The organism is Flaviflexus ciconiae, from assembly GCF_003971195.1.
Taxonomy (GTDB): Bacteria; Actinomycetota; Actinomycetes; order Actinomycetales; family Actinomycetaceae; genus Flaviflexus; species Flaviflexus ciconiae.
Genome location: NZ_CP034593.1, coordinates 1,129,038 through 1,148,876 on the forward strand (window position 1 = coordinate 1,129,038; position 19,839 = coordinate 1,148,876).

Here is a 19,839-nt window from a genome sequence, read left to right on the forward strand (position 1 = left end):
TGTATCAAACTTCCCATCCTGGAATGTTGGTGATTAAAGAACAAGAACTTTCCGTGTCTGTATCAATCGCACCGTTGCGGTAGACAATCACACGAAAAGTTGGAAGGTGTCCATCATGTGGTTCCCTATCATTGCCCTGTCCATACTCCAGATGCTGGCCACTATCGGGCTTGTTGGCGTCATCGCTTTCTTGCTCTTCAGGGTCTACAAGAATAGCAAGGGAAACAATCACGTTATCTCCCCTGCGACACCTAAGTCGCCACACACAACGTATTGATCAGTTACCTCATCGAGGGGTAGCGCAGGCAAACGCTCTCGGTGCGTGGGAAGATGGCGCCCGAACAGATTGACGGGGTCGGGCTTGGAGTCCGACCCCTTCTACTTTCTTGTACTGGCACCCCACGACAATCAACGAGCCAGCCGCGCGCTCTTTCGCACGATCATCTCATTGCTAATTATCCGCCGGAGAACAAAACCCGTCCTCACGTCTCGTCCGCAACAATCTCAGCTTTGAAGCCCGCAGTGTTCTCGAGCCAGCCGGCGTAATAGTCCGGTCCTCCAGCGTGCGGGTAACGCTCCTGGTATAGGGGATTCCATCCGTGGTCCTGAGATTTCGCCATGATGGTATCCACCCTTTCAAGTGTGCCACCCTTGAAGGCAAGGTGGTTAACGCCCGGTGCTCTCCGATCGTGTACCTGCCCGGAGAGGTTCGGCGAGGTTGTTAGCGTCAGATAGGCACCGCCAGCTTCCCAGGACTCCCCCTCCGACCATTCACTTGCTCGTTCGAAGCCCAGCTCCTGGAGTAGCCATCCCCATACGGCCCGTGCCTGTACGAGATCTGCGACCCATACTTCAACATGATGAAACCCTGCCATGTTCCAGAGTTTCCCATCCCGACCGAACCTGACTCAGGTGACACGCTATGCCGGCGATTCTTGGTTGTAGGCAAGTTGGCACTCCAGCACTGAGCCGGGAAGCCTATCAGCCTTTAATTAAAGTACTTGGGGTGAGCCAGTGGCCCACCCCAAATGAAGTCATTGTTACGGTCGCAGAATTAGTTTTGTGCCCGCCATCCAGCAGCACGCTGACCGGCTACCCATGCGGCAACCTGGGTGCGGCGCTGGAGGCCCATCTTTGACAGGAGCGAGGTGATGTGGTTCTTGACGGTCTTCTCAGCAACACCGAGGCGGTCGCCGATCTCGCGGTTGGAGAGACCATCACCGATGAGGTCGAGCACCTTGCGCTCGGAAGGCGTGAGGTCGGCTGTCGGGTCGTCATGGTCGGCACGGCGCCTTGTAATGGTGCGCTCGTCAAGGAGAACGCGGCCCGCTGCCACTGCCTTGATGACCTCGGTAATCTCAGCACCGCGGACAGACTTGAGCAGGTAGGCCTTCGCACCAGCATCCAGGGCCTCTGCAAGAGCATCGTCATCGTCAAAGGACGTGAGGACGATGGGGCGCACAGAGGGAGTCTCCACTGCCATCCTCGTGATGATGTCAATGCCGGTGCCGTCGGGAAGACGCAGGTCAACGAGTGCCACATCGGGCCGAACAATCTTTGCGCGGTTCAGTGCTTCTTCAACGGAGCCCGCTTCAGCAACGACGGACAGGCCGTCGGCGCGCTCGACCACTTCAGAAATACCTCGACGTACCACTTCGTGGTCGTCGATGATCATGACGTGGATATCTTCCTTGACTTCGCTCATGTGGCTAATCTTATCCCAGCACGCTCAAAGGTGCGCCATTCTATCCCGTCCGATTTCTCCCGTTGAGACTTCGTCCAGAGATACTGCCAACTAACAGCGGTATGCGTCACCGATCCATGGGTGCACATTACGAAGTACCCAAAGAGTAGCTGGACGCACCTCAATTCGGTCGATCACAAACAACCCAGCTCGGACTTAACCTCGTCCCAGCGAGCGTTCTCGCCCTCTTCGGAAAGGGCTTCATCAAAGGCCAATATGTCATCGAGTTCTTCGGTTGTCTCAATAAACCGATCAAACGATTCAGAAGAGACAAGCACGGCCTCACGTCGCCCGTGCTTCTCAATGACTACAGGAGCGGATTGAGCCTGCTGCACGACCTCAGCATAGTTATTTGGCACGTCAGATAAATCGAAAGCAAACATATTCAGATTGTGCATTGACTACCAACAAATGTACATAACACGCATGAGCAACGTAGGCGCTGACAGGACCGACGCCAATACGAAGACGGGCTTGCTGGAGCCTAGAGCCTAGTCAAACACCTGCACCACGTACACTAATCCTCGCGGCTGTGAGCATTCAAAGAGCAGGAAAACTACCCTGACTGCCGCAGTATCTAGCGTTCCTTTCGACCGTCATCGACAACATTAATTTTCGCTTACTATGCGACCTTCATGCGATCGTCACCGCTGATGAACTCAACGGTAAGTTCACCGCCAACGGCTTCTACGTAACGACGAATCGTGCCGATTCTGGCAGTTTCCAGATCGCCGTGTTCGATCTTCGAGACCTGCCGTTGCCCAACACCGATGCGATCCGCGACCTCGGCTTGCGTTAGTCCCGCTTTCTCACGGAGCTCACGGAGTCGAAAAGCACGAACCTCTGCAAGCATGCGTGCCTTTTCTTTTTCAACGGCTTCACGATCAACCGGATTCTCCGCGAGAAAATCTTCAAGACTTACAGACATGTCACTCACTTACCTTTCTGCTTTCGTAGGTGTTCGTCAAAGAGATCGTCAGCCAGCGGAATATTCTTCCGATACCAACTCTTCCAGTTTCCAGATTTGTCACCTGCAACCAGGAAGATCGCTCGCCTTGCCGGATCGAATGCGAATAAGATCCGGAGCTCTGATCGACCGGATGAGCCGGGACGCAACTCTTTCATGTTCTTGTGCCGCGACCCCGTTACCGTGTCGACAATTGGGCGGCCGAGCTGTGGACCAACATCTTGGAGCAACTCAATCGCAGCAACGACCTGAACCTGTGAGCGCTGATCTAGACCAGTCAGCCAATCGGAGACGAGTTTGAGATCGACGCTCCACATGAAACCATTGTAGAATACGCAGGGTCTAAAAGCGAGAGGTTATTTAGCAAGAAGTTCCGCACCTGGCACGGCCGCTGGCAGTACCGACACCGATGCATAGGTTAACTTGCTAGAGTCCCAAGCATGATCCAACTCCTGCGCCGCGCACACCGATCCACTCGACACCCGGACGGGCACGCACTGCGGTGTGCAGCTAGTACCGTGCCAGTGGCTGGCAGATCGGGCAGAAGGTTGAGGAGCGGTTCATGAACTGAATCTTCTTCATCTTCGCTCCACATTTGAGACAGGGTTGTCCGCCTCGCCCGTAGGCGCGCAGTGATCGTTCGAAGTAGCCGGATGCTCCGTTGACGTTCACGTAGAGGGTGTCAAAAGAGGTACCGCCCTGCTCGAGGGCTTCACGTAAAACCTCGATGGACTGGGTCCAGAGTTCGGTCAGCTGAATGTAGGACAGCCCGTTTGTCTTACGGCGGGGGTTGATCTTTGCTCGGTAGAGCGCCTCATCGCAGTAGATGTTCCCCATGCCAGAAACAAGGGTCTGGTCGAGCATGGCGCGCTTGATCTCAGTTCGCTTGGCCCTGGTTCTCGTGTTCAGGTCGGTAATCTCAAGGGCAGGATCAAGCAGGTCGCGTGCAATGTGGGAGACGGGTACCGGGATCAGCGTGGAGGTGGTGCCCTTGCCTGCCGGGGCTCCGTCGTGGACCTCAACCAGGGAGGATCTTTGAATGTATCCGAAGGTGCGCTGGTCGATGAAGCGCAGGTGGGTGCCGTCTTCGAAGCGGATGAGGGCACGCAGGTGCGGGTGGGCCAGTGGTTCTATGCCGGGCGCGCTGACGAGAAGCTGGCCCGACATGCCGAGGTGGAAGTTGAGTGCCATCCCCGACATTTCGAACCACAGGTACTTGCCGCGCCTTGCTACGGCTTCGACCTGTGAGCCTGCGAAGGCTTGCAGTCCTTCGACATCGCCTTCTGAGCGGCGTACCGCGCGTGGGTGGAGGGGCGTGATCGTTTGGAGGGTTTTGCCTTTGAGGAGACGGTCCAGGCCCTCGCGGACCGTCTCAACTTCGGGTAGCTCAGGCATGGACGGCCTTGGTCAGTGCCTCGTAGCTCGCCTCCGCCGCCGCCATCTCAGCCTTGGCGCGGGACGTTCCCTCGCCCTCTCCCCAGGCCTTGCCACCGATCATGGTGGTGGCAACGTAGTGCCTTGCGTGGTCGGGGCCGGACCCCTCGATCTTGTAGGAGACGTCCCCGAGCTTTCCTTCGTTCGCCACCATCTGGATCGATGTCTTCCAGTCGAGTGCCGGGCCGGCCTTAGTTGCGTCAATAATGTAGGGGGCGGTGAGCTTTTCGACCACTCCCCTGGTCTTATCAAGCCCGACGGTCAGGTACGTGGCCCCGATGAGCGCTTCGAGGGTGTCGGAGAGAATCGACGGCTTGTTCCTGCCGTCCGTAACAAGCTCGCCGTTGCCCAGCAGGATAAATCCATCGAGACCAATGGTTTTGGCAATGTCCGCGAGCGGGGTCTCGGAAACTGCCGCTGCCCTGATGGGAACAAGCTCGGCTTCTGACATGTCCGGGTAGTCGTGGTAGATCCGGTCGGTCACGATGATCGACAGGACCGAGTCACCGAGAAGCTCCAGCCGTTCGTTGGTGGGAACGTTGCCGTTCTCAAAAGACCAGGAGCGGTGTGTGAGGGCCTGTTCGAGAAGGGCCTCTTCGATGTCTACTCCCCAGGATGCTAGGAGGACTTCACGGTCGGTCCGCGCCGGAGGGTTGACCTTCCGGCGCCCCTTCGAGCGGCTCATTTCTCCTGTTCCTCCGCCACGAGCTTCGCACGAAGCTCATCGAGGGGGCTCGGGGCTCTTCCTCGGTTTCGTGGAAGTGATCCTCGGGAAGCTCCGCAAGACGCTCACCGCAGACGCTGCACAGGCCGGGGCAGTCCGGCTCGCACAGGGGAATGAATGGCATCTGACCGACAATCGTGTCCCGTACGAGGAATTCGAGGTCGATGGAATCGTTGACAATCAGGGGAAGCTCCTCCGCTTCCTCATCACCGGATTCCTTGAGAGCCTTGGCCCGGTTCTCGTAGAAGTAAAGTTCAGCCAGATCGGCCGTGCCTTCCTCTTCAATTTCCCGAAGGCAACGAGCACATTCAGACACCTGGTCGTAGTCAACTCGTGCGGTGACGAGAACACCTTCCGATACTGACTGGAGTGATCCCTCGATGTTGAGGTCTCCAACGGTTCTCACCAGGTCTGTCGCAAAATCGGGTGACTCGATGGTCCGGACCAGGTCGATCCGGGCACCTTCCTGTCGGCGCAGGTCCTGGAGCGAGATGCGGAATGCATCGGACATGGTGTTTCTCCTTATCGAAGGGGCGGGCCCCGCACCAACAGATGGTCGGGGCCCTAGCGTCATGCTCTATTATTCGGCGACGGTTGCTGAACGTAGCATCCACGCCTGCTTTTCAAGTTCTGTCGCGATACCAATGAGGAGGTCACCCGACAGGGGATCTGCCTCGTCAACGGTCTCGAGGTGCTTCTTGATGTTGTCGGAAGCCGTCTGGAGCTTCGACTCAATCGTTTCGTAGGCGTCTGACACCTTAATCCACGAGGACGAGATGTCACCAATGCTGGAGTCCGTTGAAACGGTCACTGCACGACCATCGGGCGACGAACCGATCGCGGCGAGACGCTCGGCAACATCATCGGAGGACGTGCGGGCCAGGTCAACAATCTCGTCCAGCTGAAGGTGAAGCGAACGGAAGCGCGCACCCTGAATGTTCCAGTGCGCCTGCTTGCCCTGGAGAGAAATATCGATGAGATCCACGAGAACGGACTGAAGTGCAGTAGCTACGGTGCTTGACATGTTTTCCTCAACTTTCCGGGAGAACTCCCACTACACCTCTAGTGAACACCGTTGCCGGGCGTCTCTCAACCTTTTTGCTCAACAGCGAAATAAGAAGAAACAATCCGTCATACCTGCTCATGCCCATGTCAAGAGGGTGTGGCGAGGCCTGCCGAGCACCCTGCGCCTTCGCTCAAGCGACAAAGCCCAAGCTCGCCAAAATCTCCCTTTGGAGCCCGGTCTAGGAGCCCAGTTCCCATGGATTGAGGTCCCAGAGTTCGCTGAACTTCACTTCCGAGCATTCGTTCAGCTTGGCCCTAGCATGAGTTTTTCAGACCTCGATCAAGCGTTCTTAGAGCTTAGTCCATCTGGGGCGAGCGTTCTTAGTGCTCGCGGCTAGCGCTCGTTCTCGTAGGGCGGTTCGAACTCTTCTTCTTCGTCTATGGGGCTGACACGGATCTCGTTGAGGCGTGGCTTGTGCTCCTTCTCAGCGTACTGGTTTGCTTCCTCAACCGGACCGTCCTGGTCGTAACCATCGTGGTCAAGGTCCTGGTCGCCTTCATACTCCAGCTCTTCTTCAGCCACGCCCTGGGCCTCGGGAGCGGGCTTCTGCGATCCGTGTACGCGGGCCTCTTGGCGCCGCTCGAGCTCTTGACGGCCGGCGTGGACCTTTGTGAGGAGAGATTCGAGTTCGGCCTGGAGGAAGCCGAGGGAGTCATCCGAGTAGCGGTCGGCTCCCGCGTTCATGCGTTCCGCTTGCAGGCGTGCCTCCTCGAGGATACTGGCAGCTTCGTTGCGGGCACCTTCGGTAATCGCATGCTCGGTGACGAGATCGGCGGCCTTTTGGCGGGCCTGAGCGATCGTTGCCTCGGAGTCTGCGTGGGCGCGCTCCAGGATGGTCTTAGCCCTGCGTTGCGCGTCTTCCTTGACCTCCGAGGCTTCGGCGATGATGCGGTCGGCTGCTTCGATCTGGTCGGGAACAATGTCGCGAGCTGTTTCGAGGAGGTCGAGAACCTCGGAGCGGTTGATCATGGCTGAGGCTGACATGGGCACTCCGCGAGCGCCCGCAACAATCTGGGCTAGTTCGTCGAGGACCGCGATGAGGGAGTCTCCTGCGACCGCGTTCTGTTCAGTCTCGTATTCGTGCTCAGACATTCGTTTCCTTTCCTGTGAGCGCCGCCGCGACTGCCGCCGGGACGAGGTCGTCTATGTTACCGCCGTGCCTTGCTACGTCTTTGACGAGGGAGGAGGCTATGTGGGCGAGTTTTGGGTCTCCCATGACAAATACTGTTTCGATTCCGGACAGGTGTCGGTTGAGGAGCGCCATGGACTGTTCTCCGTCGTAGTCGGCCGCTCCTCTCAGGCCTTTGACGATGGCGGAGGCGCCGACGTCTTTGACGAAGTCGACGAGGAGCCCGTCGATGGGCATGACTCGTGCACCGGGCAGGTCGGCCACGGCGGACTCGGCGAGGCCGAGTCGTTCCGATGGGGAGAACCGATAGTTCTTGGAGGCATTCTGGGCTACTCCAATGATCACTTCGTCGAACATTGTGAGTGCTCTGCGCACCACGTCAACGTGTCCGAGGGTGATCGGGTCGAACGATCCCGGGCATACGGCAATTCTCATGAGTCAAGACTACGTGCATACTCCGCGCCGAGCGCGGACCAGATGACGGTGTCGCCCCATGTCTTCTCATCGTCTTTCACCAAAGAGCTTGGCCACGTGGGTTCGGGAGAATGCTTATCCCGTTCCACAAGGAGTAGGCCGTCGTGCACGAGGAGCGGTGCCGCTTTGGCTATTGCGTTGGCGAGAGCTTCTTCCGCCATGTCGTATGGCGGGTCGAGGAAGATGAGGTCGTAGGACCTGCCAATGGTGCCAAGGAAGGCTTCTGCCTTCTGGTTGACGACGAGAACGTCAAGGCCGGTTTTCTTGGCGTTGGCTTTGATCGTTGAGACTGCTTCGCGGTTGGCGTCAACGGCGGTCACTGTTCGTGCCCCGCGGGAGGCTGCTTCCAGGCCAAAGGCTCCCGACCCTGCATACACGTCCAGGACGTCGGTGTTGTCGAGGTATCCGCGGTGTTCGAGACGGGAGAAGATTGCTTCTCTCACCATGTCGGGGGTGGGACGGGCCGACTTGGGCACCTTGATGGTGGTTCCCTTGGCGGTTCCGGAGACGATGCGGGGCATTAGTTCCTCCCGATGTAGTCGGTCTCTGACAGTTGGCGTGCCGAATCAACGGCCGCCCGCAGTCCGGGCCAGGTGGCCAGCGTAGGGTCCTTCTCGATGAGCTCACCGGCGGACTGCCTGGCTAGATCAATGATTCTCGAATCTGAGCGGATCCGCAGGTATTTGAGGTGAGATTGGGAGCCGGACTGGCTGGCCCCCAGCACATCGCCTTCCCTGCGCAGTTCCAGGTCTTTTTCCGCGAGCGCGAACCCGTCCCGGGTCGCGGCGAAGGCATCGAGGCGTTCCGATGCGACGGTGCCTGGCGGTGCCCAGGAAAGTGCGAGGCAGATACCGGGGCGGTTGCCTCGTCCGATGCGTCCGCGGAGCTGGTGGAGTTGGGATAGTCCGAACCTATCGGCGTCCATGATGACCATGGCGGTGGCGTCGGGAACATCGACACCGACCTCGACCACGGTGGTGGCGACAAGGATGGGGACTTCACCGGATTGGAATGCTGCCATGGCGGCATTCTTCTCCTCGGGGCCCATGGGGCCGGTGAGAGTTCCGATGGGAATACCTTGGAGGGCCGGAAGTGTTCTGAGCTGCTCAGTGAGTTCATCGACGGAGGCAAGAGGTGGGCGTGTACCTTCCTCGGCTTCTTCTAGCAGTGCCGGGTTCTCGGTGGGGGTGATCCGGGAGCAGATGACGAAGGCCCTGCCGCCGCCCTGCACTTCTTCGGCGACGCGTTCCCAGACGCGGTCCACCCATGTTTCTTTAACGGCGGGAACAATCGTGGTAGTGACTTCCTGTCGTCCCGCCGGGAGCTCGGTCAACTCAGAGACGTCGAGGTCACCGAAGACAGTCATAGCAAGTGTTCGTGGGATTGGTGTTGCCGTCATGACCAGCAGGTTGACGCCACCGTTTGCTCGCAGAGCATCGCGCTGGTCCACACCGAAGCGATGTTGCTCATCGACAACGGCGAGGGAAAGGAAGGGGATCTGGACGTTGTCGGAGAGGAGCGCGTGGGTTCCGACGACGATGCCGGTCTCTCCCCCGGCTAGCCGGCCAAGGACGGCGCGTTTCTGCTTGGCCCCGAGGGAGCCGGTCAGGAGGTCAACGCGGGTGCCGATATCGGAGCCGCCGAGCATTCCGCCGGCCGCCAGGTCACCGAGCATGGTAACAATCGAGCGGTAGTGCTGTTCGGCAAGGACCTCGGTGGGTGCGAGCAGTGCGGCCTGTCCCCCACCGTCCACCACTTGAAGCATGGCACGAAGGGCGACGACGGTCTTACCGGAACCAACATCGCCCTGGAGGAGCCGGTTCATGGGGCGGGCGGACGACAGATCATCGGAGATAACCTTGCCGACCTTCTTCTGTCCATCGGTCAATTCAAAGGGCAGTCGCTGATCGAACTCATCGGCGATACCACCCGAGAGGTGGGGTCGCGGTTCAGAATCGACGGAGGTGGCTTCGTGACCGCGCTGGGCGAGAACCGCTTGCAGGATCAGGGCTTCTTCGAACTTCATGCGTTCCCGCGCCCGCTTCCAGTCATCATCGGTGACCGGGCGATGCAGGGCTATCAGCGCATCGTAGGCACCCATGAGATCGTGCAGGGAACGGAACTCATCGGGAAGCGGTTCGGGTATGTCATCGGGTTGGACTTGGTCGAGGATGGAGCCAATGGCTTTCTCAATCGTCCAGGTGGGCACTTTAACGCCCGCCGGGTAGAGGGGAAGCGGTCTCGCTATTTCCTCTTCGTTGACATCCCCAGCATCTTCCAGCACCTGATACTCGGGGTGAGTGAGCTGCAGTTCCCCACGGTACGCAGAAACGGTTCCAGAGAAAGTAGCTACAGTTCCCGGTTGGAGCTTAGATTCGTGGAAGGCCAACGGTCTGGAGGACTTAGCGAAGAACGTGAGCGACATGTCGTACACGCCATCAGAAATAGTGACCTTAAGAAGGAAACCCCTTCTCGCATTCATTGGTCGTAAGCTCGTGCCAAGCACATGGGCGACAACGGTGACGCTCTCACCTTCAACAGCCCGCGACAGTGGAACCAGTTCACCGCGGTGAACGTAACGCCTTGGGGCATGCGCGAGGAGATCCCCCGCAGTGCGGAGTTCCAGCTTTTCCAGGGCCTTCGCTGTACGCGCTCCGAGCATCCGATCCAGCGGTGTCTCCAAGAGCGTCAGTCCATCGGTGGCAACAGCCTTCATTATTCCCTCCCCGTCCAAGAGTAGCGTCACGACCGGACCTGCTGAGGTAAGCTTTCATACCTGTGACCGAATCACGAAACCGCAATAGTGTGCGATACCACGTCCCCGTCAGGACACTTATCTTGGCACTTGCAGTCACCCTCGGTTAATATAAACAGGTTGCATACTCCAGGGTATGCAGGTAAGGAGACGCCGCTGGCGTCTTGTCAGCGAGAAGATCAGGAGAGAACCGTGGCCTCAGTATGTGACGTCTGCGGCAAGGGCCCGGGCTTCGGCAAGAGCGTCTCGCACTCCCACGTGCGGACCAACCGCCGGTGGAACCCGAACATTCAGCGCGTACGCGCACTCGTGAATGGCTCCCCGAAGCGTCTGAACGTATGCACGAACTGCATCAAGTCAGACCGCATCGTCCGGAACACGAAGTAGCCTTTAGCTCATTGAACCCCCACCCCGGTGGGGGTTCAATCGTATCTGCTGAAAACTCACCCGTCGCACCAGCCAGACTCGCTGCCTCTCCTCGTCTTACCGTATTCCTCGTCAATCCGTGGGATTCTGGCAAATTCCGTGGGGTTCTGACAGGATGCACTCCATTCAATGAAAATGAATAAGCAGGGCGCTAGCATGGCACCAACCATGGGAGGCCTCTATGCACAGCCTTGAGGAGCAATTCACGATCCGCCATTTCCTCATCACTTACGATCGCAAGGCTGATCATCAGGTGGAGCTTCGGGAGTTCGGGACCGACACTGAGAGGGCACTTGATGCCTACAAGGAAACTGAAAAGCTCTACCGCGACCAACCAAACATGGACATCGTCCTCCTTGGGTCGGATTCACTGGAGTCAATGCGCAAGACACAGGGGAACTATTTCGACGACGAACCAAGCTTCCGTCCTGAAGTAGATGCAAAGCTCTTCAGCATCGTCAGCGGGATCCTGCAAGGAGACTATGAAGCGGCCCAGAAGCGCTCGGAGTAAGCCAGTGGGTCACGGACGGCGCCGATCTGTTGCCGGTTAAAGCATCTAGCTTTTTCTTCTCGTCACCGGGATCAGACCAATCTTGAGTAATGGTCTTTTCCCTAACTGTTTAGTCTCGTGGCATCTCTCCCAGGTGTGTTCGCCCGACGACCGCTTACCCGAAGTGGTCCCAGCCTCCCATGGCATCAACTTGTTTGCCGTCAACCAGCACACCGGTCCCCTCAACGACTCGACCGATCTCATTCCAGCCATCGGGTACCGGGCCGTCAACGGTTGCGAGGAAACCGTGATCTTCTCCCCCATAAAGCGCCTGCTCCAACGTGACATCGGGACTGGCGGCCGCGGTGACGAGAGCGGAATCCAGCTCGAGAGCAACACCCGAGGCTTTTGCAATTCTGCGGCAGTCTCTGACCAGTCCGTCCGAGACATCCATCATGGCGGTAGCGCCCACTCCGATTGCTCGGTTTACTGGTGGCTCGGGCCTGAGGAACAGTCGTACTGCTTTCCCGGTTTTCCCTGCCTGAATGAGCTCATAGCCGCGCGCGGAGGCGCCAAGGTTACCGGTATGGACGATCTTGTGTCCCGGGCGGGCTCCCGAGCGTAAGACCGGCTCCCGGCCCTCCATGTCGCCCACCACGGTGCCGGCAGCAACAATGATTGGGCCGCGTGACAGGTCGCCACCATCAATAGCGATCGGGCCAGAGAGCGAGTATAGGTGATCACAGGCTTCTCGAAGGCCCCACGAGAAGTCCTCCACCCAGTCGGCAGTGACATTCTCAGGGATTGTCATGGCGACAAAGAACGACATGGGGCGGGCTCTCATCGCCGCAGCATCGGCCACGTTCTGCATGACGCACCGCCACCCAATGTCCGCTCCGCTCGACCAGTCCCTACGGAAATGAACGTTCTCAACGAGAATGTCGGTGGAGATGGCGACTTCTCCCTTGGGTGCCAGAACCGCACAGTCATCACCGGTTGGCACTGTCGCTGTTGAGGCCGGCAGGTGACGGGCGATAAGGGCTAGGAGTTCGTCTTCGCTCATGCCGCTATTCTCTCACCCCGCCAACATTTCACTGTCTTCTCACGGTCGGCGTCGCCGCCTTCACGTTTCATGGCACGTAAGCCTGCACTGGTTGCCCTGGTTTGACCGATAGAGTTGGGGCGTGAAGTTCTCTCGTTTCCCCGTTGTCCTTGGCCTTGCTGGTGTTCTTGGCCTCGCCGGTTGCGCCAGCACCGTTGGTCTCGAAGCAACTCCGTATGCTTCTGACCCAAACTGCGCCAACATGCTCATGGCAACACCAGAGGACGTGTCGGGCTTCGAACGGTCAAAGACGACTGCCCAGGCAACAACCGCATGGGGTGAGGGAGCGTCCTTCCGATGTGGGGTTGAGCCGCCCTCCCCTTCCACAGACCGTTGCATCACCGTTGACGGTGTTGATTGGCTGAGCCTCGACTCCTCCGACCCCCGTATCCCAGCCAACGGCGGGGATGGCACATGGACGTTTATTTCCTACGGAAGAGTGCCCGCCGTAGAGATCGTCATCTCCACCCAGGCCGTTGGCGAGGGCACCGTGACGGATGTTCTCACCCAGTTCTCCCCCGCACTCAACCTCGTACCCGCCGAGAGGCAATGCCTGGGCCTGACCGAAGCACCTCAGGTCTACAACGACTCGGAGGCAACCGAACCATAGGGCTGGCGAAGCAGTGCCAGTTAAGCAACAGGATGAACGAGGCAGTTGTTCCACGACGTTCCCTGACCCTGCCACTGACCCGAGACCGGAAGCGCACTGCTATGAGATCCTTCGAGTCGACAAAGACAGCGACTCCGGCAGAGGCCGGAGACCCTTCTCTCCTGAAGGCTTTCGGAATCAGCAGTCACTCCCACGATTCTTGAGCATGGGAACCTCCGCGATTCTCTAGGAGCTCTTTACTGGCTCAGCGGGTTCCTACCTCAGCCCAATGTTTCGTTCGAGGGCCAGGGTGATGAGTTCGTCAATGAGTTCCGGATAGGTGAAGCCTGACCTCTGCCACATGAGGGGGTACATCGAGTAGGGCGTGAAGCCCGGGATCGTGTTGATCTCATTAATGACGAGCGTTCCATCGTCGTAGAAGAAGTCGACGCGTGCCATGCCTTCGCAGTCGATTGCCTCGAATGCCTCAATCGACATTGCCCGCAGTTCCTCGCGGTGTGAGTCGGGGATGTTGGCGGGGATGGAGAGAACGAGGCCGTCGGTCTCAACGTACTTTGACTCGTAGTCGTAAAAACCGGAGTCCGCGTTGTCGAGCACGATCTCACCAGGCAGGGAGGCCCTCGGGCTGTCACCGTTGCGACCACCCAGAACTGCGCATTCGATCTCGCGGCCATTAATACCCTGCTCGACAATGACCTTCGGGTCGTGCTGCTGAGCTTCAGCGATTGCTGCATCGAGTTCGTCAAGGGATTCGATGCGGGAGATACCCAGGGAGGAGCCAGCACGAGACGGCTTCACAAACAGCGGCATGTGTAGCTTCGAGATCTTCTCGACCAGCTCGTCCCTCTTGGTCTTCCAGCCGTTGCGGGTAACGAGTACCCAGGTGCCAACAGGCAAGCCGGCTTCCCTCAGAATGATTTTCGTGTAGTGCTTATCCATGACGGCGGCTGAAGCAAAAACGCCGGAGCCAACGTACGGCATCCCCGCCATCTCAAACAGTCCCTGAATTGTTCCGTCTTCACCGAACGGGCCGTGCAGGAGCGGGAACACGACGTCGACGTCCAGTCGTTCTCCGTCCTTGAGGATCCCGCCGGTCCCGTAGGAGACGGTGATCGGTGAACCGGGACCAACTTCGGCCGTGCCGGTTCCGAGGATCTCGAGGTCGCTGATCCCCTCAACCCAGGTGCCGTCCTTGCGGATTCCGATCGGCACGATCTCGTACTTGTCCTGGTCGATCGCTGACATGACAGAGCCTGCTGTCATGCAGGAAACGGAGTGCTCGCCTGAGCTCCCGCCATAGATCAACGCGACTCGAATCTTGGTACCGTTCTTCACCGCTCGAGCCTATCAAGATAGTGTTCAATTCATGACGAACCCAGCAACGATTCTTGCTCAGTCCGGCCGTCCCGAACGCATCCAAGGCAATCCGGTTAACCCACCCGTTGTCTTCTCCTCGACGTACCGGAACTCCGGCACAGCTCCCGGGAACATTTATGCTCGCTGGGACAACGAGACCTGGAATCCGTTTGAGAAAACGCTCGCCGCCCTTGAGGGCACCGACTATCCGGCACTCGTTCATGCTTCCGGTATGGCGGCTATGACAACAGCACTGCATGCTGCCCCTCCCGGGAAGATCGTCGCACCCCGTCACTCCTACCACGCCTCACTGATCGTGGCGCAGGAGATGACGGAGCGGGAGGGTGGACAGCTCGTCACCGTCGATATCGCAAACACCGAAGAAGTCGTTGCCGCTCTTCCCGGTGCTTCCGCTGTTCTCATCGAGTCCCCACGAACCCGATGCTCGAGCTTGCCGACATACCTACCATTGCCAAGGCCGCGCACGAGGCAGGTGCCCTTGTCATTGTCGACAACACGTTCGCCACTCCCCTGGGACAGCAACCGCTCATCATGGGAGCCGACATCGTCGTCCACTCGGCCACAAAGTACCTCGCGGGACATTCCGATGTTGTTCTCGGCGCAGTCCTTGCCAATACCGAGGAACTGCACCAGAGGCTGTGGGATTACCGCACGCACACCGGCGCCATTGCTGGCCCCATGGAAGCCTGGCTGGCCCTGCGTGGCATGAGAACTCTGTCCCTGCGGTTCGAACGGATCACCGCGAATGCCGCAGAGCTTGCTCGCCGGCTTTCCGATCATCCCCTTGTCGAGGCCGTTGCGCATCCCTCCCTACCGCACCACCCGAACAAGGAGCGAGCACCGAAGGGATGTGGTGTTCTCACGGTCCGCCCCACGGGCGGAGCCGAAGCAGCCGACCGGCTGGTTGAGGCAACAGAGCTGTGGCTCCCTGCCACGTCCCTCGGCGGCGTCGAGTCGAGCCTTGAGAGGCGCAGGCGCTTTGCAGATGAGGCGACAACGGTTCCGGAGGACCTGCTCAGGCTCTCCATCGGCATTGAAGACATCGAGGACCTCTGGGAGGACCTCGACCGGGCACTCACCCGCTCCCAGGCATAGAACTGGCCTACTGGAGACCTGAGGCTCACGACAGAAACCGATATCTTGGGCCTCCGGTTTCGAACCGGGAACACGCATCGATAAGTAACGGTCACGGGTACGAAAAGTCCGATATGAGAAGCGTTGCAGAAACGTTGCAGTCATGTAACGATTGCGACCAGCAATCGACGGGCTTCTCGCCCCACGAGTAAGTTAGGGCTATGAAAAGAATTGTTGTGGCTATTGCAGTGTCGGTCGTTCTCGCGGCGTGCGGATCCGACACCGATGGCCCGACGACAGCGCCGCAGACAACCACCGAAGGCTCGGCCGGCCCCGGAGAAGAGACAACCGAGCCGGCCTCCGAGGAGCCTACAACGGAGGACACCGCCGCACCGTCCGATGATCCCACGACGGAGTCCACGGACGAGCCGACGAGCGATCCCACTGACACGGGTGAGGGCAGCGGAGACTTCACGACCGGGCCATCGCAGTCAGCTGACTTCCCGGACCTGGTTGGTGCCTACCTTCCCGAGACAGCGCGCGTTGGCGGGCATGACACCTACGAACGTGTCGTCGTCGAGTACTCCGGCAACGAGGGAACACTGAACTGGTCCGCCTCCTACGAGGACGCCCCTATCCAGGACGGTTCCGGCTTCGAGGTCGACATGGGAGGCGAAGACTTCCTCACCGTCTGGGTCTCGGGCGTTACGTACCCGACCGGTGACCCCGGGGAATTCGAGATCAGCGGCCTCAACCAGGCAACCGCCATCCAGGACGTTCATGTCGACATGCCTTTCGAAGGCATGCACACCTTTTTCATCGGTGTCGATGAAAAACGTCCCTACCGCGTACAGGTCCTCAACGATCCCATGAGAATCGTCGTCGACGTCCAAAAATAGTCAGCTAAGCATTCACCAGGGCTAGCCCCACGATTCGGGTCGCCCAAGGAATGGGAAAGGCGTGGAACGGTTTGTTCCACGCCTTTCCCTTGCCCAATTCGGGTTTACGCTTCCCGGATCGATAAACCTGCTATCTCCTCATCTTGTTGAGGAGATAGAGGATCCCGACAACGACGAGGGCAAGGACACCAACCCAGACGAGGAACTGTACGGCTTCAACGATGATGCTGAGCAGGATCAGCGCAATGGCGATAAGGATGAGTGTCTGCCACATGGCTTTCTCCTTGTTCGTAAACTGTTGCGGCCGGAAATCGAGCTCGGCTCACACCGAGCAACTGTTAACGAGACTACCTGGTCTTAAGCGTTGACTTGGCACCTAACAGCGTCGTCACCTGTTCTGTACGGCATCGCCCAGCCACAGCATCGCTTCGCAGGATGTCGCATCTGCGCTGATGGACCTCACCGCAGAAGAAGATCGCATACCCCACGCCTTCGACGATCTCGGAGTCCGGCGGGCGGTTGTGGTTGATAACGACACCGAGCCGGTAGTCACCGGCACGAGCGATCGCCCACATATCCTCATCGGCTGCCGATGCCTTCGGTCCTTCGAAGTTACGTCACCGTGTGGTGGGCACCGCCCTCGCGGTTGAAGCTTCTGAGCTCGAAGACTTTACCGGTACGAACACCGGTCGTATCTGTGCCGTTTCCATCCCAGTCACCCGTGACCGGCATACCGCCAACATCTCCGAAGAAAAACTACTTGTCAGCGTTTCCGCCTTTCCAGGTGTTACTCAAATAGAAATTGCCCGGTGGATCGGCAGCCTGCACGGGAGCTCTCACGGCAAAGAGCAGGAGGAAAGAGAAGAGGGCGCCGAGGATCTTGGAAGACTTCATTGGACTACTCCAATCACGCAGATGCCTGACCCAAGGGCAAACACAGCTTTCCTGCTTGAACGCGGCTAACGTTTATTAGCACAGAGTGCGTTCTTCGTCACAGCATACGAGGATAATGGGAGAAACGCACGAGGTCATAGGTACCAAATGTCCAAATTGATTGTCAGCGCATTTACTCAAAGGCTGAATTCCGCGGTCCCGTCGATGGGAAAGATGGCGGCAAGACCTTGTGGACAGTCGAGACATCCTGGAACTCCCACGAAACCGAGCTGCCATTTTGCATCCTCAAGCCGGTCAGCTTATGCGCTGACGCCGGCTCCACGTTTCGCCACGTCCGTTGACATCCTATGACTTCCCCACTGAAGCCACTCAAGCGTGAGCTCTTCTCGCGTGAGGCACACGTGCTTGAACTGCACCACCGTGAGAACGACGTACGCGAGAACCGCCTACGGGAGACACTCCGCCGCGAGACCGACATACGCGAGAACCGCCTACGGGTGGCACTCCGACGCGAGACCCTCCCATTCAAGGCCCGCCTAATCGAGGGCTCCCTACTTCACTTTCTTCCAGGGCCTGCGCTTGGCTTTGCGGGCTTCGATCATGGCGCGGCGCTTGTGGTGATTCAGTTCGGTGGGGACGAAGCGCTCTGCGGGTGGGGCGCCCATGGGCCTTCCCAGGAGCTTTCTTAGGCGGGCCACTTCCTCGGCGATGATGGTCATTGCCGAGCTGGATCGCTCCTTATGGTCTTTGCCGGTCAGCGTGATGGGGTGACCGATGTGGACGAGAACTTTCTCGCTGCGGGTAAAGATCCTGCGCCACCTGATGCGGCCGGTCCACTGGTGGACGATCCGTTCGTTACCCCAGTGGGAGATCGGAATGATCGGGATGTTGGGGCGGAGTTCGTTGAGGCGCGAGATCCCCGTCTTGGCTCTCATCGGCCATCCCGCCGGATCGTGAGTAAAGGTGCCTTCCGGGAAGATGATGATGGACAGCCCCTTGTCGAGGCTCTCCGCCATCTGCTCGATCATGGTGCCGGGAGCATCCCGGTCCAGTTCGACCTGGCCGAGGGCCCGCAAAGCGGCTCCCAGGGCTCCCTTAAAGAGTTCCTTCTTTGCGATAAACCGGGGTGGTACCCCAGCTTCGTAGAGCGCCACCGCGATAACGAAGCCATCGAGATGGCTCGTGTGGTTCGCGATGTAGATGGCGGGGCCGGGCGGGATGTGGTTTTGACCGGTGACGCGCAGATCCTGGATCGACCTTACGAGGGTGACAACCGGCCAGGAAATCGCCCTCATGAGGACAGGGATGTCCCGCTCGTGACCTTCGTGCTTGAGCGGGGCAAACGTCATGACAGGGTCACGTCCGCACCGAGCTTCCCGAGCTTTTCCATGAAGTGCTCGTAGCCCCTGTTAATGAGTTCAATGCCGGAGACGCGGCTCGTGCCCTCCGCGGCCAGGGCCGCGATGAGGTGGGAGAAACCGCCGCGCAAATCCGGCACATCGATGTTGGCCGCCTGAAGCTTGGTCGGGCCCTGGATAACAGCGGAGTGATAGAAGTTTTGCCAGCCGAAGCGGCAGGCGAGCCCGCCGAGGCATTCGCGGTACACCTGAATGTTGGCTCCCATGCCACGCAGAGCGTCGGTGAAGCCGAAGCGGTTCTCGTACACGGTCTCGTGGATGATCGACAGGCCGGTGGCCTGGGTGAGAGCCACGACGAGGGGCTGCTGCCAGTCAGTCATGAGGCCCGGGTGCACGTCCGTTTCGAGAACGGCGGCGGTGAGCTCACCGCCGGGATGCCAGAAGCGGATGCCGTCGTCGCGGACGTCGAAGGCACCGCCGATCTTGCGGTAGTAGTTGAGGAAGGTCGTCATGTCCTTCTGCTGGGCACCCTTAACGAAGACATCGCCACCGGTGGCAAGGGCTGCCGACGCCCAGGAACCAGCTTCGATGCGGTCGGGCATAGCCGTGTGCTTGTACGAGTACATCTTGTCGACGCCCTCGATGCGGATGGTGCGGTCCATGTCGACCGAGATGATCGCACCCATCTTCTGTAGCACGGCAATGAGGTCGAGGATCTCCGGCTCCATGGCGGCGTTCGACAGCTCGGTAATGCCCTTCGCCATGACGGCGGTGAGGAGTGTCTGCTCGGTAGCACCCACGGACGGGTAGGGCAGGCGGACCGGCTTGCCCTTGAGACCCTTCGGGGCCGTGATGTGCATGCCGTACGGAGTGGAGGTGCGAACGGCACCGAAGTCTTCGAGTACGCGGAGGTGGAAGTCGACGGGGCGGTCACCAATGTGGCAGCCACCAAGGTCGGGAACAAAGGCCTCGCCGAGGCGGTGCAGGAGCGGGCCGCAGAACAGGATGGGGATGCGGGAGGAGCCCGCGAGCATATCAACCTGGACCGGGTCGGGCAGTTCCAGTTTGCCCGGGGTGATCGTTAGTTCACCTGCTTCGCCTTCGTGTCTGACATCCACCCCGTGCATTTTCAACAGTTCGGAGACCACGTCGACGTCCCGGATTTGTGGGACGTTGCGAAGTACGGACGTCTCTTCGGACAGGAGTGCTGCGACCATGGCCTTGGGAACAAGGTTCTTTGCTCCCCGGACAAAAATCTCGCCCTCGAGCGGCTTACCGCCTCGGACCTCAAGCACTGAACTCATCGTTCCTCCTCG

General features: G+C 59.0%; 25 protein-coding genes and 1 pseudogene. 6 read left to right on the forward strand and 20 right to left on the reverse strand.

Translation table 11 applies throughout. The features are described 5' to 3' along the window. Nucleotides 1–4: 4 nt before the first annotated feature. From EJ997_RS05060 to EJ997_RS05125, 14 genes are all read right to left on the reverse strand, one after another. A complete protein-coding gene (locus EJ997_RS05060; protein WP_126703609.1) occupies nt 5–232 on the reverse strand; it encodes a hypothetical protein in 228 nt (75 codons plus the stop codon). Between the two features lie 250 nt (nt 233–482). Further along, nucleotides 483–875, reverse strand: a complete 393-nt coding sequence (locus tag EJ997_RS05065; RefSeq protein ID WP_126703610.1) for a VOC family protein — start codon at nt 873–875, stop codon at nt 483–485. Nucleotides 876–1,054: 179 nt separating this feature from the next. Further along, nucleotides 1,055–1,705 (reverse strand): response regulator, encoded by a 651-nt coding sequence (locus EJ997_RS05070; RefSeq protein ID WP_126703611.1) that lies wholly within the window; start codon nt 1,703–1,705, stop codon nt 1,055–1,057. Nucleotides 1,706–1,878: 173 nt separating this feature from the next. Continuing rightward, on the reverse strand, nt 1,879–2,127 hold the full coding sequence (locus EJ997_RS05075) for a type II toxin-antitoxin system Phd/YefM family antitoxin (protein ID WP_126703612.1): 249 nt from the start codon (nt 2,125–2,127) through the stop codon (nt 1,879–1,881). Between the two features lie 239 nt (nt 2,128–2,366). Continuing rightward, entirely contained in the window at nt 2,367–2,672 is a 306-nt protein-coding gene (locus EJ997_RS05080) for a helix-turn-helix domain-containing protein (protein WP_126703613.1), read from the reverse strand. Between the two features lie 5 nt (nt 2,673–2,677). Continuing rightward, nucleotides 2,678–3,028: a type II toxin-antitoxin system RelE/ParE family toxin gene (locus EJ997_RS05085; protein WP_126703614.1), complete on the reverse strand. Its 351-nt coding sequence runs from the start codon at nt 3,026–3,028 to the stop codon at nt 2,678–2,680. Nucleotides 3,029–3,221: 193 nt separating this feature from the next. Then, nucleotides 3,222–4,106: a bifunctional DNA-formamidopyrimidine glycosylase/DNA-(apurinic or apyrimidinic site) lyase gene (gene mutM / locus EJ997_RS05090; protein ID WP_126703615.1), complete on the reverse strand. Its 885-nt coding sequence runs from the start codon at nt 4,104–4,106 to the stop codon at nt 3,222–3,224. Continuing rightward, entirely contained in the window at nt 4,099–4,830 is a 732-nt protein-coding gene (gene rnc, locus EJ997_RS05095) for a ribonuclease III (RefSeq protein WP_126703616.1), read from the reverse strand. The genes mutM and rnc overlap by 8 nt, the downstream gene beginning before the upstream one ends. Continuing rightward, nucleotides 4,775–5,380, reverse strand: a complete 606-nt coding sequence (locus EJ997_RS05100) for a YceD family protein (RefSeq protein WP_164719807.1) — start codon at nt 5,378–5,380, stop codon at nt 4,775–4,777. The genes rnc and EJ997_RS05100 overlap by 56 nt, the downstream gene beginning before the upstream one ends. 69 nt (nt 5,381–5,449) lie before the next feature. After that, complete coding sequence (locus EJ997_RS05105) at nt 5,450–5,893, reverse strand: Dps family protein (protein ID WP_126703618.1); 444 nt, start codon at nt 5,891–5,893, stop codon at nt 5,450–5,452. 375 nt (nt 5,894–6,268) lie between these two features. Next, complete coding sequence (locus EJ997_RS05110) at nt 6,269–7,027, reverse strand: hypothetical protein (protein WP_126703619.1); 759 nt, start codon at nt 7,025–7,027, stop codon at nt 6,269–6,271. Then, a complete protein-coding gene (gene coaD, locus EJ997_RS05115; RefSeq protein ID WP_126703620.1) occupies nt 7,020–7,499 on the reverse strand; it encodes a pantetheine-phosphate adenylyltransferase in 480 nt (159 codons plus the stop codon). The genes EJ997_RS05110 and coaD overlap by 8 nt, the downstream gene beginning before the upstream one ends. Then, complete coding sequence (locus EJ997_RS05120; protein WP_126703621.1) at nt 7,496–8,059, reverse strand: RsmD family RNA methyltransferase; 564 nt, start codon at nt 8,057–8,059, stop codon at nt 7,496–7,498. Before EJ997_RS05120 ends, coaD begins: the two co-directional genes overlap by 4 nt. Continuing rightward, entirely contained in the window at nt 8,059–10,254 is a 2,196-nt protein-coding gene (locus EJ997_RS05125) for an ATP-dependent DNA helicase RecG (RefSeq protein ID WP_126703622.1), read from the reverse strand. The genes EJ997_RS05120 and EJ997_RS05125 overlap by 1 nt, the downstream gene beginning before the upstream one ends. Nucleotides 10,255–10,485: 231 nt before the next feature. Between EJ997_RS05125 and rpmB the strand changes: the two genes are divergently transcribed. Continuing rightward, on the forward strand, nt 10,486–10,680 hold the full coding sequence (gene rpmB / locus EJ997_RS05130) for a 50S ribosomal protein L28 (protein WP_126703623.1): 195 nt from the start codon (nt 10,486–10,488) through the stop codon (nt 10,678–10,680). 220 nt (nt 10,681–10,900) lie between these two features. After that, on the forward strand, nt 10,901–11,230 hold the full coding sequence (locus EJ997_RS05135) for a hypothetical protein (protein ID WP_126703624.1): 330 nt from the start codon (nt 10,901–10,903) through the stop codon (nt 11,228–11,230). 154 nt (nt 11,231–11,384) lie between these two features. Here EJ997_RS05135 and thiL read toward each other — a convergent pair whose 3' ends face one another. Then, nucleotides 11,385–12,272, reverse strand: coding sequence for a thiamine-phosphate kinase (gene thiL, locus EJ997_RS05140; RefSeq protein WP_126703625.1), 888 nt, complete (start codon nt 12,270–12,272; stop codon nt 11,385–11,387). Between the two features lie 121 nt (nt 12,273–12,393). Between thiL and EJ997_RS05145 the strand changes: the two genes are divergently transcribed. Further along, nucleotides 12,394–12,921 (forward strand): DUF3515 family protein, encoded by a 528-nt coding sequence (locus EJ997_RS05145; protein ID WP_126703626.1) that lies wholly within the window; start codon nt 12,394–12,396, stop codon nt 12,919–12,921. A gap of 255 nt (nt 12,922–13,176) precedes the next feature. Here EJ997_RS05145 and EJ997_RS05150 read toward each other — a convergent pair whose 3' ends face one another. Continuing rightward, a complete protein-coding gene (locus tag EJ997_RS05150; protein WP_126703627.1) occupies nt 13,177–14,256 on the reverse strand; it encodes a D-alanine--D-alanine ligase family protein in 1,080 nt (359 codons plus the stop codon). 31 nt (nt 14,257–14,287) lie between these two features. Here EJ997_RS05150 and EJ997_RS05155 point away from each other — a divergent pair. Continuing rightward, nucleotides 14,288–15,393, forward strand: a pseudogene (locus EJ997_RS05155) (trans-sulfuration enzyme family protein). Nucleotides 15,394–15,593: 200 nt separating this feature from the next. Further along, on the forward strand, nt 15,594–16,271 hold the full coding sequence (locus EJ997_RS05160) for an AMIN-like domain-containing (lipo)protein (protein WP_126703628.1): 678 nt from the start codon (nt 15,594–15,596) through the stop codon (nt 16,269–16,271). 130 nt (nt 16,272–16,401) lie between these two features. Here EJ997_RS05160 and EJ997_RS12880 read toward each other — a convergent pair whose 3' ends face one another. Next, nucleotides 16,402–16,545, reverse strand: coding sequence for a hypothetical protein (locus EJ997_RS12880; protein ID WP_164719809.1), 144 nt, complete (start codon nt 16,543–16,545; stop codon nt 16,402–16,404). A gap of 73 nt (nt 16,546–16,618) precedes the next feature. Beyond that, nucleotides 16,619–16,846, reverse strand: coding sequence for a hypothetical protein (locus EJ997_RS05165; RefSeq protein ID WP_126703629.1), 228 nt, complete (start codon nt 16,844–16,846; stop codon nt 16,619–16,621). A gap of 52 nt (nt 16,847–16,898) precedes the next feature. Between EJ997_RS05165 and EJ997_RS05170 the strand changes: the two genes are divergently transcribed. Further along, nucleotides 16,899–17,234 carry a hypothetical protein gene (locus EJ997_RS05170; protein ID WP_164719811.1) on the forward strand — a complete coding sequence of 112 codons (336 nt, stop codon included), beginning with the start codon at nt 16,899–16,901 and terminating at the stop codon, nt 17,232–17,234. Between the two features lie 482 nt (nt 17,235–17,716). Here EJ997_RS05170 and EJ997_RS05175 read toward each other — a convergent pair whose 3' ends face one another. Beyond that, nucleotides 17,717–18,514 (reverse strand): lysophospholipid acyltransferase family protein, encoded by a 798-nt coding sequence (locus EJ997_RS05175; protein ID WP_126703631.1) that lies wholly within the window; start codon nt 18,512–18,514, stop codon nt 17,717–17,719. Then, complete coding sequence (murA, locus tag EJ997_RS05180) at nt 18,511–19,827, reverse strand: UDP-N-acetylglucosamine 1-carboxyvinyltransferase (RefSeq protein ID WP_126703632.1); 1,317 nt, start codon at nt 19,825–19,827, stop codon at nt 18,511–18,513. Before murA ends, EJ997_RS05175 begins: the two co-directional genes overlap by 4 nt. Nucleotides 19,828–19,839 lie beyond the last annotated feature (12 nt).

Excerpts from the sequence above, each read along its gene's own strand:
- EJ997_RS05065 (WP_126703610.1), bottom strand. The coding sequence starts at position 875 with ATGGCAGGGTTTCATCATGTTGAAGTATGGGTCGCAGATCTCGTACAG.
- EJ997_RS05070 (WP_126703611.1), bottom strand. The coding sequence starts at position 1,705 with ATGAGCGAAGTCAAGGAAGATATCCACGTCATGATCATCGACGACCAC.
- EJ997_RS05075 (WP_126703612.1), bottom strand. The coding sequence starts at position 2,127 with ATGTTTGCTTTCGATTTATCTGACGTGCCAAATAACTATGCTGAGGTC.
- EJ997_RS05080 (WP_126703613.1), bottom strand. The coding sequence starts at position 2,672 with ATGTCTGTAAGTCTTGAAGATTTTCTCGCGGAGAATCCGGTTGATCGT.
- EJ997_RS05085 (WP_126703614.1), bottom strand. The coding sequence starts at position 3,028 with ATGTGGAGCGTCGATCTCAAACTCGTCTCCGATTGGCTGACTGGTCTA.
- mutM (WP_126703615.1), bottom strand. The coding sequence starts at position 4,106 with ATGCCTGAGCTACCCGAAGTTGAGACGGTCCGCGAGGGCCTGGACCGT.
- rnc (WP_126703616.1), bottom strand. The coding sequence starts at position 4,830 with ATGAGCCGCTCGAAGGGGCGCCGGAAGGTCAACCCTCCGGCGCGGACC.
- EJ997_RS05100 (WP_164719807.1), bottom strand. The coding sequence starts at position 5,380 with ATGTCCGATGCATTCCGCATCTCGCTCCAGGACCTGCGCCGACAGGAA.
- EJ997_RS05105 (WP_126703618.1), bottom strand. The coding sequence starts at position 5,893 with ATGTCAAGCACCGTAGCTACTGCACTTCAGTCCGTTCTCGTGGATCTC.
- EJ997_RS05110 (WP_126703619.1), bottom strand. The coding sequence starts at position 7,027 with ATGTCTGAGCACGAATACGAGACTGAACAGAACGCGGTCGCAGGAGAC.
- coaD (WP_126703620.1), bottom strand. The coding sequence starts at position 7,499 with ATGAGAATTGCCGTATGCCCGGGATCGTTCGACCCGATCACCCTCGGA.
- EJ997_RS05120 (WP_126703621.1), bottom strand. The coding sequence starts at position 8,059 with ATGCCCCGCATCGTCTCCGGAACCGCCAAGGGAACCACCATCAAGGTG.
- EJ997_RS05125 (WP_126703622.1), bottom strand. The coding sequence starts at position 10,254 with ATGAAGGCTGTTGCCACCGATGGACTGACGCTCTTGGAGACACCGCTG.
- EJ997_RS05135 (WP_126703624.1), top strand. The coding sequence starts at position 10,901 with ATGCACAGCCTTGAGGAGCAATTCACGATCCGCCATTTCCTCATCACT.
- thiL (WP_126703625.1), bottom strand. The coding sequence starts at position 12,272 with ATGAGCGAAGACGAACTCCTAGCCCTTATCGCCCGTCACCTGCCGGCC.
- EJ997_RS05160 (WP_126703628.1), top strand. The coding sequence starts at position 15,594 with ATGAAAAGAATTGTTGTGGCTATTGCAGTGTCGGTCGTTCTCGCGGCG.
- EJ997_RS12880 (WP_164719809.1), bottom strand. The coding sequence starts at position 16,545 with ATGTGGCAGACACTCATCCTTATCGCCATTGCGCTGATCCTGCTCAGC.
- EJ997_RS05165 (WP_126703629.1), bottom strand. The coding sequence starts at position 16,846 with ATGTGGGCGATCGCTCGTGCCGGTGACTACCGGCTCGGTGTCGTTATC.
- EJ997_RS05175 (WP_126703631.1), bottom strand. The coding sequence starts at position 18,514 with ATGACGTTTGCCCCGCTCAAGCACGAAGGTCACGAGCGGGACATCCCT.
- murA (WP_126703632.1), bottom strand. The coding sequence starts at position 19,827 with ATGAGTTCAGTGCTTGAGGTCCGAGGCGGTAAGCCGCTCGAGGGCGAG.